The sequence below is a fragment of the Afipia sp. MLSD5-FHT05B12 genome (assembly GCF_058793355.1).
The window spans coordinates 65,429-79,373 of sequence record NZ_JBXAFS010000001.1 but is presented as its reverse complement, the minus strand read 5'-3'; the positions used below and the strand labels follow the sequence as shown (position 1 = coordinate 79,373).

The window sequence follows — 13,945 nt, the reverse complement described above, 5'->3', positions numbered from 1 at the left end:
ACCCCCCCAACTATTAAGAGAGACGTTGGTAAGCGTGAGATCAATTAGCCGCCCGGCGAGGAAATCTCGCCAAAGCGGCTTCGGAGGGAGGCCAGCGCCTTCACCATATGCACCATGACCGTGTTCTTGGCTATGTCCAGACGACCAGCGATCTCGATATAGCTCAGGTCTTCGAACTTGTGGAGAATCAGCACCTCGCGTGTACGTGGTGGCAGTTCGCTCAGCGCCGCATGCAACGCCAAAAGCTCTTCCCGGGAAATCAGGACAGCATCGGGAAGCGGAGCCGAATCAGCAATCGTCTCGTCCAGTCCGACAGGATCTCCGAGCGCGTTGCGCCGCTGCTGACGGGCCCGGTCGACGACGAGATTGCCGGTCGTCCGGAACAAATAGCCGCGAAGGTCGCGTATATCCTCGCGCGGAGCACGAAGAAGCCGGAGGAATGCATCCTGAACGATATCGGCTGCCGCACTCGCCGATATCCCGCGTCCCATCAGGAAGCGTTGAAGCCGCCCCTGTTCGTCAGCATAGAGCGCCGCCAGATTGCCCGCCAGATCACTCATTCAAACGCGACACCAATCAATTGATCACTGAATAAAGTCAGCACGATCATTCAAGCTACGATTAGCGGCGACACGTTTTCCTTGCAAACGCAATGATTTAGATTGGCTCTAGAGAGAAGATCAAAGCCAGGCGCAGAATCGACTTGCCAGAGCGTTTCCGCCCGATCCGTAGCGCTCTCGTGTTTGGAAGCTGCTACCTTCCAATATTCCTGGCCGATCCAATCCCGGCAAGGTCTTTGGCGGCGCTCCAAACGTGACTACCGCGCATGTGGTGGAGATAGGTATTTTCCTCATCCATCTCTCCTGTACGGAAACTTAATTTTCAGATCGGACCTTGGGGGTTCGTACCGTGTCACGAATCAGGCCCTGATAGATGTTGCCATCGAAGCAGGCGTTGCCAGATGAACCGATCAACTGAATCTCTCATCAAGTTTTACTTGGCCACTACGTGCCTTCCCATATCCAGCAAGCCGAGCGCATGATTGTTTCAGTCGCCAACCGATTGCCCGACACTCCTGATACGCGAGGCGAGGCGGTGGATTTGGTTTGCCGTATGCTGGGCGCACTGTTACTCGCCCGCGCGATACCGATATCAAGCGGTTCGGGCGACGAACTACTGACAAGAGCGACGGGACGCTGCAAGCAAAGCGCCGCAGCTTTCAATAACCATGCTGCTCAACCCAGAAGTGAGGATTAAAACGATCGTCGTGCCAACGCTAGTTTTTGGCTCCGCATTGTATCTAAACAACAATAATCTGATCGTAGCGCTCGGATGAATACAGCAGCTCAACGCGCGGTGCTCTATGGCTTAATACGGCACGTTGGTTGACGTAAGCTTTGTCGGTAATCTCTCCCGCTGCGAGTGAAGGAGGCTCTTCAAGAAGCGTGAGGATGCGAATGCGATCACTGCTTCCAACGCTCGCGTTGTGTGCTCTGAAACATTGCTGCAGAAAAGCGATCACGCCGGGGTCACTTGCCAGGTTCTCGGCTCCATCAGCGGCATACTCTTTTGCTCTGACAGGGTTCAGCCAGCCGAGTACCGCGCATGATCCACGATTCTCCCCGGCAATGACGGCATCCTGCAAGACACCATGTGTCGCCGCCAACACTGCCGCACGTAGATTTCCGACTACTACCCACGTTCCGTTTGCGAGCTTGAAATTCTCGGAAAGCCGACCCGTAAATCGCAGACCCGTATGTGGATGAGCTGGATCAAGGAACGAGACCGTGTCGCCTACGCGATAAAATCCTTCGTCATCAAAGGCCGCAGCCGTTGCTTCTGGCCGTCCGAGATACCCAGGGGTCACATTGGGACCCCGGACCCGCACTTCATATGTATCGCCAACAGGGATCAGCTTTAATTCCACACCTGGCGCGGGTAATCCGAGTTCGCCCGGCTCTTCTGTTGCCCAATGCGTGGTGCTGATCGTTGGCGCAGTTTCTGTGGCGCCGTAGCCAGACATCACAGGAATACGCCAGCCGGTCGTAGCCATCGCCAACTGGTACAGCTTGTCCAGTGTCGTTCGAGAGATCGCAGAGCCCGCATAACTGATCCGGTCAATGTGCCGGAAGAAGCTCGCTCGCAAATCCGCATCAACCTCCAGCGCCTCGCAAAGCAACGTATAGCCGGCCGGCACGTTGAACATGGCGGACGGCGATATTTCCTTCAGGTTAGCAATGGTCTTGTGGAACAACTGCGGAACCGGTCGGCCATCGTCGATATAAAGCGTGCCGCCGTTCTTTAGTATGCCGTGAAGGATGATGTTGCTTCCCATCGTATGATGCCAAGGGAGCCACTCGACCTGAACCGGCGCTTCGCGCGGCAAAACGAGCAACGATCCCATCTCGAGCGCACTGGACATCATCAGATGCGTATTGATCACGCCCTTCGGGAGTCCTGTCGAACCAGACGTGAACAAGATCTTGGCCGGCGCGTTCTTGTCGATCGAGCGAAACGCCTTCTCGAACGAAACACCGGGCGCTGTTTTATAGAGCGATTCAATTGACAACGACCCGGTTTTCTTATCGGCCGCAATCCAGGTCGCGCGCGTCAACTCCGGAATCGCGCGGGCGCCAGCGTAAGCATCACTGTCTTGCACGAACACGAACGATGGCTGGAGAACCTGGCTGATATCCTGCAGGCGGGCCAGGCCGCCGGGCAAAATCGAATAGTTGGGCGAGATCGGAGCTACTACCAAGCCAACGGACATCGCGGCGAACATAATCACTGCGTGCTCTATTGAGTTCCCCGAAAGGATCGCAAGCTTGTCTCCACCCCTCGCACCCTGATCCAGCAGCGATTGACCGACAGATTGCACGCGTTTCCACATCTCGACGTAGGACACTTTTTCCCACGTACCGTTGCTGCCACGCTGAGAAAGAAACGTCCGTTCCGGTGCCTTCTCCGCCCACGCCGGAAGAAAATCCAGAATCGTCCATTCCGGATTCGCGAATGCGATCGGCGATCTCAAAATGAGTGTGCCGTCATCGCGTTTCTCGATATCGACTACTCGCGGCGCAAAGCGCGGCCCCTGCGCGGTACTGGGCGTCAATTTAACAGTCATGAGTTTGGCTACACCTAACCACGAGGAGGCAACGAAACATCGTAAATGAGCAGCACGCGCCTCCAGGCAGAGCAGAGAAACGCGCGCGCAGGCGCTGGCCCTCTTGCCTTAGTCGGACTTGTCGTCGAGGACGCCGCCAAACTGCTCCCAACTGCGCCCATTCCAGCGCTGCAATTGCAACTGCGTCCAATTCATGTTGCTGGATTCGCTCGTATTAACGACGATTCCGGAAAATATGGTCGGCACCACTTCGTTCTTAAGCGATTTGGCCTGTTTAATGATATTGGCACGCGAGAGATCGTTACCGCACTTAAGAAGTATCTGTTCAAGGATTTTACCTTGCACATATCCCGTCTGGTAACTGCCGTTCTGGTAATCTGCACCCTGCAGATATTTGTCGAAGAAAGCCTTGTAGGCTTTGATCCCCTCATCATTCTCCCACTTGGGATCGGTGGGATCTTTATTCATCGTACCAGCGACCACGCCAATCGAATTCTCCAGACCGGCAGGCTTCAATGTGCCGCCGATTGAGCTCGATGGGAAATTGAGAACGATTTGAGTTTTCCAGCCGAGCTCCGCGGTCTTGCGGATCGCTTGCGCCGCAAACTTCGGCGTGCCCGCGATAAAGAGCGCATCGGCGCCCGTGCTCTTGAGATTCACAACCTGCGAGTCGACAGTCGGCTCCGAGACCTCGTAGTGAGCTGTAACAATGCGCTTGTCAAAATCATCCTTGAAGAATGACTTGAAGGCGCTCACATAATCTTTTCCGAGATCGTCGTTCTGATACAAAATCGCGTATTTTTTGCCGGGAAAAGTTTTATTGAGATACTTCGCGTAGATTCGCCCCTCGATCTGATAACTCACCAGACCCGTCGTTGTGAGCGGGTAGTCGGCCACAACGGTAAACTTGCTGGAGCCGCTGACGATCGAAATTGATGGAATGCCTCTAGTGGTCAGATATCTCGCAGTCGCAGAGATACCCGGTGTGCCCAGTTGGCTGAACATGAAGGAGATTTCATCGCTTTCAACGAGCTTGCGCGCATGCTCAACCGCCTTCGGCGGGCTGAAGGAGTCGTCCATTGCGATATAATTTATTTTGCGACCGTTAATGCCGCCGCGATCATTGATGTATTGCGTATAGGCCAAGACGCCTCTTCCGACGAGGCCTATTGATGACGCTGGACCGCTGAAGGGAAAGATCGCCCCGATCTTGATTTCGGTAGCAGTGACCCCGGGCTGGTCTGCAGCCATAGCAGGTGCAGTGATCAGCGACAGACTCAAACACGCGGCGAATATGCCGAACTTGGTATTCATGGTTTTCCTCCTTGGCGGCACTGAGCCTTGCACACGTTGCTTGTTTTCTTTGCTTAGCTTCGGAAAGAACGCGCAACGGACTCGTCGGGATCGATTACTAAATAAGTCCCGCGCTAGTTCCGCACCCTTGCGTTTCATTCAAAGCACTGTTGTCAACTTGCGATCAGCCTCTGGAATGACTTCTAGCTGAATTGACTTAAAGTTCTTTTTTGGAATTCGTCAATCGTCGAACGGCCGATATGCCAAACTTCATCGATAGAAATAGTTATAAATCCGCACTGCGAAACGTATATCCAGTCTGAGCTCTCATTATATGATATAACAGTTCTGATACAGAACTTTCATCTCAGCACAGCGCTTTTCGTTGAGAAGTTTTCAAAGTCGGGAAAATGGCCGATTGCGGGGTCAGCCGGCGAGACCCACGGCATCTAGTAACGCACGAACCCAGATTGCTCTGGACGCGAGAACCATGCCCTTCCCGTTGAGATATTCTCAGGAGCAGGGAAAATAACTCAATTGTAGGTCCGGTTCTTATGCCCCAGCTTCGCCGTCAATCGAGATCCGACTTTTCGCCAACGATTTGGAAGAAAAGTCGGCCTGACGTTGAAGCCGATCGGAGGACTTAATGAACGCTCCCTACCAACATGGTCAAGAAGCAGACGCAGCCAAAAAGATCGGCCGGGGGTTACCGCAACCACCCGTCTTTTCTACCGTCGCCGAGGAGCGGCAGCATCGAAAAGAGCGCCTAGCAGCAGGTTTTCGGCTGTTTTCAAAATTCGGATTTGATGAAGGCGTTGCCGGCCATATCACCGCCCGGGACCCGGAATTTACCGACACATTCTGGGTCAACGGTTTTGGTATGAGCTTCAGTCAGATCAAGGCCTCCAATCTCATTCGCGTCGATCACACCGGGAATGTTGTCGAGGGAAATCATCCCGTGAACGCCGCCGCTTTCGCTATTCATTCCAGCGTTCACGCGGCACGGCCGGAGTCCGTTGGAGCAGCCCACTCTCATTCAACCTACGGACGCGCATTTGCTGCTCTGGGCCGCAAGCTCGATCCCATTTCACAGGACGCATGTGCCTTCTACAACGACCATGCGCTTTATGAGGACTATGGTGGAGTTGCCGTAGAGCTAAGCGAGGGTCAGCAGATCGTGCAGGCATTGGGACGGCACAAGGCCGCGATCCTCCAAAACCATGGTCTGTTGACCGTCGGTCAAACAGTTGACGAGGCTGTTTGGTGGTTCATCACCATGGAAAGATCGTGCCAAGTCCAACTTCTCGCTGAAGCCGCTGCGGCACGTACCAATCAGCCGCTCAAATTAATATCCGATAACTCGGCACAGCAGGCTTTTAATGTTCTCGGCTCGCCGACCACCGGCTGGTTCCAGTTTCAAACGCTGTACGCCAAAATCGTCAAGGAGCAGCCGGACCTGTTGGATTGATTGACGCAGACATCCAAATCAACAAAAAATCAGCGAGGAACAAATGAACATTCAGACATCGCCGGAGAGCATCGGTCGCACCGCGATGGCGGCTGATGAACGGATTGTCCGCGAAGATCTCGCTGCTCTCTATCATATTTTTTATGATCACGGCTGGTGCGAACATATCTACAATCACATCACGGCTCGAGTGCCGGGTCCAGACCGCCATTTCCTGATCAACTCGTTTGGCTTGGCGTACAATGAAGTCAAAGCGTCCAATCTTATCAAGATTGATCTAGAGGGAAATAAAGTCGACGATACTCCGGGACGTGTGAACGCGCCGGGCTTCACGATTCATTCTGCTGTTCATGCGGAACGGCCGGACACGCACTTTGTTGCCCATACACATACGACCGCGGGCGTAGCTGTCGCATGTACCGAAGAGGGATTGTCGCCGCACAATTTCTATGGAGCGATGCTTTTTGAGCAGGTCGCCTATCACGATTTTGAAGGGATCTCGACAGATCTCGGTGAACGAGAGCGACTGGTCAAATCGCTGGGTGACAAGAACTTCATGATCCTTCGACATCATGGCTTGCTAACCTGCGGCCTTACAGCCGCTGAGGCGCTATTTCGGATGACGATACTTCAACGCGCGTGCGAGGTGCAGGTGACGGCGGCGGCATTTGGCGCCAACTTGCGTCCTCTGTCTGAAGAGGTGCTGCGGCGAACCCAGCGTCAGATGCAAAGCGAGGTCGCCAAAGGTTTCGACGAAAAATCATCCTTTGGCGAAGATTCGTTTCTTGCTTATCGCCGCGAACTCGACGCAAGGAACGCGCCTTACAGGGATTAAATGAAAGGCGCGGACCATATGCGTCGGCCTGACTCCCCTCGTCAACACTCCCCTCAGGTAGTCAGTCCGCAGGAAATAGCCGTGTCATGCTGATGCGCGCAGTAGGTCTTCACTAACTTTAGGAGGATTTAGGAAGCGACGAGAGCCACACGCTTGTTCCAGACACGCTTGAAAATGACAACAACCTCATCGACCAAGATGCGGGATTCAAACGGGAAACGCTATCTGGCGTTAAGGGCGCCATCAACAGAGGGAGACATAGATGATACCGAGAAATTTTTTGTTCGCTGGTGCAGTTCTGGCCTTGCTGCCTGCGCTGCCGTTGCAAGTTGCGAATGCCCAGGAGATGCCTGGCGTGACTGCAACAGAAATCAAGGTAGGTTCGACATTTCCATTTAGCGGTCCCGCGTCCGCGCTGGGAAACGTGGGTAAGGGGCTGATGGTTTACGTCGACCACATCAACGACACGGGTGGCATCAACGGACGCAAGATCAAACTCATCGCGCTCGACGATGCCTACACACCCGGAAAATCAGTTGAACAGAATCGCAAGCTCGTGGAGAGCGACGGGGTGGCGTTCATCTTCAGCCCACTGGGCACGGCGGCCATTTCGGCAAACTTAAAGTACATGAACATCAACAAAGTGCCTCAGCTCTTTGTCGTGACAGGAGGCGACAAGTTTACGGACCATGCCACTTATCCGTACACGACGACGGCCATGCCGAGCTACAATACGGAAGGCAAAGTCTACGCGAAGTTCATCAATGAAAAGCTGCCTAAGGCGCGCATCGCCATTCTCTACCAGAATGACGATATGGGAAAAGATCTCGTCGGCGGCGTTCGTTCGTTTCTGAAGGATGATTACGATAAACGGGTCGTTGCCAAAGCCTACGAAGTAACCGACCCAACGATTGATTCCCAGATCGTCACCCTCAAGAGCAGCGGGGCAGAGGCATTTTTCTTCGCTGGATCGCCGAAGTTCGGTGCGCAAACCATACGCAAGATTCGCGAAATCGGCTGGAATCCGCTGATGGTCATCAATGTTGCGGCCAGTTCTGTCGCCAGCGCCCTGACTCCAGCTGGCCTCGATAACTCAAAGGGCATAACTACCAGCACCTTCCTGAAGGACCCAACAGATCCAACCTGGACCGATGATCCCGCGGTGAAGAACTATCGAACAATTCTGGCTAAGTACCTGCCCGTTGCCGACCCCTCGGAAGGATTCTACCTTTACGGCTTTGCTCAGGGAGAAATTCTGAAAAAATTGCTGGAGCAGTGTGGAAACGATTTGAGTCGCGAGAATATTATGAAGCAAGCTCTCAATATCAAGAATTTCTCCCCAACACTGGCGGCTCGAGGTCTGAAAATCAATACGAGTCCGACCAACAACCAGGCCTATCTCGGGCTACAGCTTCAGGAGTTCAATGGCCGAAGCTGGGTGCCATTCGGAGGCGTTGTGAGCGCCGCGGACTGATCGCTGACGTTCGGGAAACAAAATCGCTGGAGTAGCAAATCAGGTAACTCCAGCGACATTCGCACGTGGAAAATCGTCGCGCGGAGCGGCATTTGAGATTTAGGAGGAGATGAACTTGCGTATACTAGTCATCGGAGCAGGAGCGCTGGGTGGATATTTCGGCGCGAGATTGATTGCTGCAGGTCGCGACGTCACATTTCTTGTAAGGCCAAAGCGAGCCGAGGCTCTTGCAAAAAATGGGCTTTCCGTAAAAAGCGTGTTCGGTGATCTTCACTTGTCCTCTCCGCCAACTGTCACGGCGGATAAGTTGACGAAGCCGTTCGATCTCATTCTCTTGAGCTGCAAGGCATTCGATCTCGATGGCGCGATCGAATCCTTCGCTCCGGCGGTTGGCGATGACACTGTCATTATCCCCTTGTTGAACGGAATGCGCCATCTTGACATATTGAACGTGCGCTTCGGCGAGAGGAAAGTTTTCGGGGGCCAGTGCGCCATCTCGGCGACGCTCTCAGCTGATGGTCACATCGAGCACCTGGTGGAATTGCATACACTGAGTTTCGGTGAGCAGAACGGCGCTGCATCGGAACATCGAGAAGCAATTGTCAAAGCACTATCTGACGCTAATTTTGTGGCTCAGGCGAGCGACAGCATCTTGCATGAGATGTGGGAGAAGTGGGTCTTCATCGCGACGGTCGCGGGCGCGACTTGCCTGCTGCGGGCTTCGATCGGCGATACAGTGACTGCCGCCGCGTCCGACGTCGTGATGAAGCTGCTCGACGAGTGCATTGGCATCGCGACAAAGCAGGGCTACAAACCGCGCGGACCCTATATCGAACGTATGCGTTCGCTGTTTACGATGCCGGGTTCGCCTCTCACGGCTTCGATGTTGCGGGATATTGAGCGAGGCGCCCCAACCGAGGGCGACCATATCCTCGGCGACCTGCTGGAGCGCAATGGAGGAGACGTGGCTACTCCATTGCTCAGAACTGCCTACGCACACGTGAAATCGTATGAGGCGCGTCATGCCCGCGAGGCGGTCGCCGCCCGGTGATCCGGACGCCCGATGCGAATGCATAATTGTTCTGCGGATAAGCGGTCAGATGAAGCTGCCCGATCGCTTAAAAAGATGCGGAGAAGTAATTGGCACACTACGGCGACTACCAGATGGAGATTTATAGGGCCGGCCTGAGCGGAAGGCTACCGAAGCTACCGGTCAATTTCAGCGACCTTGAAGCGCGCGCCCATGCGGCGATGCCGCCGGGCCTTGTCTCTTATGTGGCTGGCGGCTGCGGCAACGAGCATACGCAGAATATCAATGTCAGTGCATTCGAACACTGGGGTCTGATACCGAGGATGTTCGTCGGTGCCGACAAGCGCGACCTGTCGATCAATCTTCTCGGAATGTCGCTTCCCACGCCAATATTCATGAGCCCGATCGGCGTCATTGGTCTGTGCGCACAAGACGGGCATGGTGATGTCGCAACAGCGCGTGCCGCGCAGCAGCTCGGCGTCCCCATGGTCGCATCGACACTGAGCAATGATCCGCTGGAAATAGTGGCGCGCGAATTCGGCGATACACCGGGCTTCTTCCAGCTCTATACTCCGACCGACCGCGCGGTTGCCGAGAGTCTGGTTCATCGGGCGGAGGCTGCGGGATTTAAGGGACTTGTAGTGACGCTGGACACGTGGATCACGGGATGGCGTCCGCGCGATCTCAATCAATCCAATTTTCCGCAACTACGGGGGCATGCTCTCGGCAATTATTTCTCGGACCCGGTATTTCGCGCCTCTCTCGCAAGGCCTCCTGAGGAAGATCCACAGGCGGCCGTGATGGGCTGGGGCAAAATCTTCGGTAATCCCCTGAAATGGGAAGATCTGCCGTGGCTGCGGTCGCTGACGAGGCTACCGCTAATCGTGAAAGGCATCTGCCATCCCGATGACGCCAGACGAGCAATCGACGGAGGCGTCGACGGAATTTATTGCTCAAATCACGGCGGCCGTCAGGCTAACGGCGGGATTGCTGCCGTAGACCTCTTGCCGGGTATCGTGAAGGCGTCAGGCACTACGCCGGTTTTGTTTGATTCCGGTGTGCGTTCGGGAACAGACGTTGTCAAAGCGCTCGCTCTGGGCGCAACCGCAGTGGGTATCGGCCGGCCTTATGCTTATGGTCTGGCCCTCGATGGTGTCGACGGCATTGTTCACGTCCTGCGATCTATCCTGGCAGAGGCGGACCTGCTGATGGCTGTCGATGGCTACCCGCGGATAGCCGATCTGAAGCCCTCGTCACTCATGGCGCTTCGATAGACAGCGTCGCGGCGCTATCGTGCCCGCACAATTTACATGGAGTTGACAATGATCGGAGAGAACGAAAACTTCGGCGGAACGTGGCCATTCGCACCTCACTATTTTTCGGGCAATCGATTTCGCATGCATTACGTCGATGAGGGGCAAGGCGAGCCCATCGTCTGCCTTCACGGTGAACCGACGTGGGGGTATCTCTATCGCCGTTTCATTCCACCCCTTTCGCAGACCCATCGAGTGATCGTACCTGACCATATGGGTTTTGGGAAAAGCGAGACTCCGCGCGATCGCCAATACTCCTTGAAGCCTCACGTCGAGAATTTAACGGGATTGATAGCCGCGCTCGATCTGAAGAACGTAACCTTGGTGATGCAGGATTGGGGCGGGCTGATAGGGGCTGCATATGCCTTGCGCAATCCCGATCGGATCAAGCGGCTGTTTTTCCTGAACACGCTGTCCGGCTACGGAAGGATCCCGTTCGTCAAGACAACGCAGTGGTTCAGCTTTATCAAGAAACATCATGATGCGAACACGCTGCACGAGGTGCTCGGGAATCTCGATGCGAATGTTCTCAGCATCATGAAGATCATCGGCTTCGAGAACTCCGCTACCGTCGACAAAAACTGGATTGCGGCTTATAGCGCGCCATTTCCCACGAAAGAGGACTGCGTGGGCGCCATCGAGTTTCCGCTTGATGCGCTTCTGGGACGGGTTGCGCCCTATATCCAGGAAGGCTTCCCGCTACTGAAGAATCTGCAGGCCAAACCGGCGATGCTGACAGTTGGAATGAAGGACACCGCTATCGCGCCCGAGACGCAAATCGCGGACTTTCAAGCTGTCTGGCCGGGCCGCCCGATCATCAAGCTGCCGAACGCGGGGCACTTCAGCCAGGAAGACGAGCCCGATACGATCATTGCACTGATTCAGCAGTTCATCCAGAGTACGTAGTCCAGCGCGACACTTTAGCACCTGCTTTGGGGGCTGAATGAGTGTCAGCCTCCATGCGGTGTCTCTCGTTTCGATGAAAGTGGCTCGGCGGGCGGGCCTCTCAATGAGCACCTCGCAGCTTCAAGGAGTGCGTTGGAACGGCCACGCTTCGCCGACTTCCGTTGCAAGCCAGTTGGCGAGGTGTGCATTAACATGCGTCGGACGTTCCTGCGCCATCCAGTGACCGGAGGGAACACGTCGCATCGTCAGCTTGCGCGCAAATGTCTTCATCGGATCCGCGAGCCGGGATATGACGGTCTCGCAGGTGTAATCGAACTCTGCTTCGAGAAAAAGCACGGGCATGTCGAGGTGACCGCCGTTCACGGCTTCGGCAGCATAGGCTGCGTTCGCATCGTCATTCATATAAAGCGAGTCGGTGCCGAAGAAGCCCGTGCGTTTGTAGGCAGATACATAAGCGCTGAGATCCGTTTCCGAGAGCAGGCGCTCGTCTCGCGGGAAATCCGGCGCGGACGGCCTGCCGCCGAACCATCCGCCCTCACGCCGCACCTGTGAGAGAAGCGCGGGCTTGCCCTTCCCTTCGGGATTGCCCGAGCGGAACAACAGCTTGAAGGTCGCTTCCACATTTGCTTCCATCGCCTGCGCCGCTTTTGGGAAGTTCTCGCTATAAAACCGATAATATTCGAAGTTGCCGTAGGGATACTCGCTCTCGGGATAGGTTTGCCGATCTAGTAGAGGCAGAATAGCCTGCAATCCAAACTCAAAGGTTCGATACGGAAGATTGAGCCCAGCGACCGCGATGCATCGGTCGGGATGGTGGCTCGCGATGTTCCAAACCACGGGCGCACCCCAGTCATGGCCCACCCAGATCGCCTTCTCTGCGCCTGTAGAATCGAGAAGCTCTATCATGTCGGCTACTATCTCGCGCTGAGCATAGGACTCGTGCCGATCATAAAAGGTTGAGCGACCGTGACCACGCAGATCAGGGGCGATGACGCGGAAGCCAAGACTTCCGAAAACGGGAAGTTGATGACGCCAACTTAGGGAGAGCTCAGGCCAGCCATGTATGAAGATGAGTGGTATGCCGTCGTGAGGACCGGCGGAAAAATAGAAGGAGGTATGGCGGGACGAACGGAACGTATTTTCCGAAATTTGAGCAAACGACATCGTATAGTTCTCCGTAGACACCTTTTACATTGTTGGATTGTCGTGCGCGAGATTACGAGGGGCCCTCGCGTGAAGGATAATCAACCTGCTTTAGAAGCCGAGTCGTTTAGCCTCCAACTCCAGTTTTTCAGCAACGTCGACTAACCATTTATAGACAGCTTTTACTTTCAACGAATCCTGGACCGCGCTTCCGCATACAAAGTAAAAATCGCTTCCGCCTCCAAAGTCGAGGGATGGGATGGGTGGTGCGCAGAGCGCGCCTGATACGACCCTTGGAATCAGGAGCGGCAGTGGTGCAAGGATCACTCCCATCCCCGACTCGGCCATTTGGATGGCAGTCAACAGACTATCGCTAACTAGATAGGGCTCATCCTTTTGGGTGCCGCCGATGGGGTCAATTTCACGCAGCCACTTGTGCCAAACAACCTGTGTTCCCAGAAAGTCTATCAACGGCATTCGAGCGATGTCGCGAGCAGCTTTGATTGGCGCAAATCGGTCCCATAACTTTTTATGTGCGAGTGGGACCAAGCGCGAGTTAAAAAGGCGATACGCGGTCAATCCCTCGAAGGGCGGACTACCCACGCAAACAGCTGCATCGAACAACTCCGCATCGACGTTCAGACTTGTGTTCCTGGCTTCCAACTGAAGGTGAAGTTTGGGATTCGCCTTTCGAAAGTCCTCTAAATGAGGAAGCGCCGCCAGCATTGCAAACGTGGGCGTGGTAATGACATGGACGACAGGATCTTTACGGAGCCCTTCAAGAAGTTCGTTGGCCCGGAACAAATGACTAAATGCCTGGATGATCGGCGGAGCGTAGATGGCTCCCTCATTGGTCAAGCGGACTTGGCGGCCCTTCACTTCGATCAGTTGGAGTCCGACATGCGCTTCCAAGGCTCTCAATTGATGACTTATCGCTGATGGCGTAACATTCAAATACTCTGACGCCATCTTCACGCTACCCAGGCGCGACACCGCTTCGAAAGCCCGAAGACTTGCCAATGGTGGAAGCGAGGAAGAGATGCGGTGCATTGCCAATTTAGCATCCCTCGGGCGGCATCGGCGGACCCTGATCTAGCGTTAGGCACTGTTTTTTGAAGACGGCTCTTTATCAGCACAAGAATTGCGGCATGACCGTCGCCCCAATGCCAAGGCTGAGGCTGAGGCTGAGGCTGAGGCTGAGGCTGAGGCTGAGGCTGAGAAGCGACATCTTTACTGCTCGGCACTTCACTTCTTAAAAGATATTCACTTTAATAACGATACTTAACGAATGCAAGGTCATATGGTTAGTGGCGCCACGCGAGAAGCACGTGTTCGAAATGCCACAAAACTTGCGCATTA

General features: G+C 54.7%; 11 protein-coding genes. 6 read left to right on the top strand and 5 right to left on the bottom strand.

Annotated features, from left to right (window positions below; translation table 11 throughout):
- Window positions 1–44: 44 nt before the first annotated feature.
- The 3 genes from AC1Q6J_RS00335 to AC1Q6J_RS00325 form a co-directional block, all read right to left on the bottom strand.
- Window positions 45–560, bottom strand: coding sequence for an RNA polymerase sigma factor (locus tag AC1Q6J_RS00335; protein WP_492277327.1), 516 nt, complete (start codon window positions 558–560; stop codon window positions 45–47).
- A 740-nt stretch (window positions 561–1,300) separates the two neighbouring features.
- A complete protein-coding gene (locus tag AC1Q6J_RS00330) occupies window positions 1,301–3,124 on the bottom strand; it encodes an AMP-binding protein (RefSeq protein WP_492277326.1) in 1,824 nt (607 codons plus the stop codon).
- 108 nt (window positions 3,125–3,232) lie between these two features.
- A complete protein-coding gene (locus AC1Q6J_RS00325) occupies window positions 3,233–4,438 on the bottom strand; it encodes an ABC transporter substrate-binding protein (protein ID WP_492277325.1) in 1,206 nt (401 codons plus the stop codon).
- Between the two features lie 625 nt (window positions 4,439–5,063).
- Between AC1Q6J_RS00325 and AC1Q6J_RS00320 the strand changes: the two genes are divergently transcribed.
- From AC1Q6J_RS00320 to AC1Q6J_RS00295, 6 genes are all read left to right on the top strand, one after another.
- Window positions 5,064–5,885 carry a class II aldolase/adducin family protein gene (locus AC1Q6J_RS00320; RefSeq protein WP_492277324.1) on the top strand — a complete coding sequence of 274 codons (822 nt, stop codon included), beginning with the start codon at window positions 5,064–5,066 and terminating at the stop codon, window positions 5,883–5,885.
- 43 nt (window positions 5,886–5,928) lie between these two features.
- A complete protein-coding gene (locus AC1Q6J_RS00315) occupies window positions 5,929–6,720 on the top strand; it encodes a class II aldolase/adducin family protein (protein ID WP_492277323.1) in 792 nt (263 codons plus the stop codon).
- Window positions 6,721–6,982: 262 nt separating this feature from the next.
- On the top strand, window positions 6,983–8,194 hold the full coding sequence (locus AC1Q6J_RS00310; RefSeq protein ID WP_492277322.1) for an ABC transporter substrate-binding protein: 1,212 nt from the start codon (window positions 6,983–6,985) through the stop codon (window positions 8,192–8,194).
- A 115-nt stretch (window positions 8,195–8,309) separates the two neighbouring features.
- The gene (panE, locus tag AC1Q6J_RS00305; RefSeq protein ID WP_492277321.1) at window positions 8,310–9,245 is read left to right on the top strand and encodes a 2-dehydropantoate 2-reductase; all 936 of its coding nucleotides are present in this window, start codon (window positions 8,310–8,312) and stop codon (window positions 9,243–9,245) included.
- An 89-nt stretch (window positions 9,246–9,334) separates the two neighbouring features.
- Entirely contained in the window at window positions 9,335–10,498 is a 1,164-nt protein-coding gene (locus AC1Q6J_RS00300) for a lactate 2-monooxygenase (protein WP_492277320.1), read from the top strand.
- 48 nt (window positions 10,499–10,546) lie between these two features.
- Window positions 10,547–11,443 (top strand): alpha/beta fold hydrolase, encoded by an 897-nt coding sequence (locus AC1Q6J_RS00295; RefSeq protein ID WP_492277319.1) that lies wholly within the window; start codon window positions 10,547–10,549, stop codon window positions 11,441–11,443.
- A gap of 120 nt (window positions 11,444–11,563) precedes the next feature.
- Here the strand turns inward: AC1Q6J_RS00295 and AC1Q6J_RS00290 are convergent, their stop codons facing one another.
- Window positions 11,564–12,607: an alpha/beta fold hydrolase gene (locus tag AC1Q6J_RS00290; protein ID WP_492277318.1), complete on the bottom strand. Its 1,044-nt coding sequence runs from the start codon at window positions 12,605–12,607 to the stop codon at window positions 11,564–11,566.
- A 90-nt stretch (window positions 12,608–12,697) separates the two neighbouring features.
- Window positions 12,698–13,636, bottom strand: a complete 939-nt coding sequence (locus AC1Q6J_RS00285; RefSeq protein ID WP_492277715.1) for a LysR substrate-binding domain-containing protein — start codon at window positions 13,634–13,636, stop codon at window positions 12,698–12,700.
- Window positions 13,637–13,945: the final 309 nt, after the last annotated feature.